General features: G+C 76.5%; 1 protein-coding gene. It reads left to right on the top strand.

Annotation, left to right across the window (positions count from 1 at the left end; genetic code table 11):
* The coding region (locus H5J30_RS34015) for a right-handed parallel beta-helix repeat-containing protein (RefSeq protein WP_181791673.1) at positions 1-1262 on the top strand (1262 nt) is incomplete at both ends.

Genomic DNA, 1262 nt, shown 5'->3' with positions numbered 1-1262 from the left:
CCGCATCGCGCCGGCCGACGGGGTGGCGCTGACCGTCCGGGCGTCGGCGGTCGTCGAGGGACTGCACGTCGAGGGGGAGGACGCGGCGGTCCCGGCGGTGCTCGTCGAGGCGGGCAGGCCGGAGCTGACCGGGCTGCGGGTCGTGACCCGCTCCGCCGCGGGCATAGAGGTCCGCGGCGAGGCCCGGCCCACGGTCCGCCGCTGCGCCGTGGACAACCCGGCGGGTACGGGGGTCACGTTCGCCGACGGGTCCGGCGGCGCGCTGGAGGGCTGCGAGGTGCTGGCCGCCGGGCGCAGCGGGGTCGCGGTGCGCGGCGGTTCGAGCGCGCACCTGTCGCAGTGCCGCATCCACCACGCTGGCGGCGCCGGGCTGCTCCTCACGGGCGAGGGCAGCACGGTCGAGGCGGTGGGCTGCGAGGTCTACGAGATCAAGGGCGCCGGCGTGCAGTTGACGTCCCGCGCCTCCGGGGAGCTGACTGACTGCACGGTGCACCGCACCTCCGGCGACGGCATCTCGCTCGACACCGAGGCCGTCGTCAAGCTCACCGACTGCGAGGTCCACGACGTCCCGGAGAACGCCGTGGACCTGCGCTCGCGCGCGCAGGCGCGGCTCGCGCGGGTGACCGTGCGCCGGTTCGGCCGCAACGGCCTTTCGGTGTGGGACGCCGGGACGCGCGCCGAGGCGGCGAACTGCGAGATCCACGACAGCACCGGCGACTACCCGGCGGTGTGGGTGAGCGACGGCGCCGCCGCGTCGTTCACGTCCTGCCGGGTGCACGACGTGCCCGACGCGCTCGTCGTGCTCGACCGCGGCTCGGAGGTCGAGGCGAGCGACACCGACCTCGCGCAGATCCGCGGGACGGCCGTCTCGGTGAGCGACGGCGCCACGGTCGCGCTGGAGCAGTGCCGGATCCGGGACGCGGCGACCGGCGCGTGGTTCCGCGACCACGGCAGCGGCGGCACGGTGCGGGACACCACGGTCGACTCCGTCGCCTCGGGGATCATCGTCACCAAGGGCGCCGACCCGGTGGTCGAGGGCTGCACGATCACCTCGCCCACGGAGGCCGGGGTGTTCGTCTCGGCCGCGGGGCGCGGCTCGTTCACGGGCTGCCGGGTCACCGGCAGCCTCGGCTACGGCTTCCACGTCATCGACGGCTGCCGTACGGCCCTGACCCGCTGCCGTACGGAGCGCTGCGCGCGCGGCGGCTACGAGTTCGCGGACGCGGGCCCCGCCGCCCCCGAGGGCTCCGGCGGCGGCCCCG

Source organism: Streptomyces phytophilus, from assembly GCF_013870535.1.
Classification (GTDB): Bacteria; Actinomycetota; Actinomycetes; order Streptomycetales; family Streptomycetaceae; genus Streptomyces; species Streptomyces phytophilus.
This window is presented reverse-complemented; position numbering and strand designations above follow the sequence as displayed.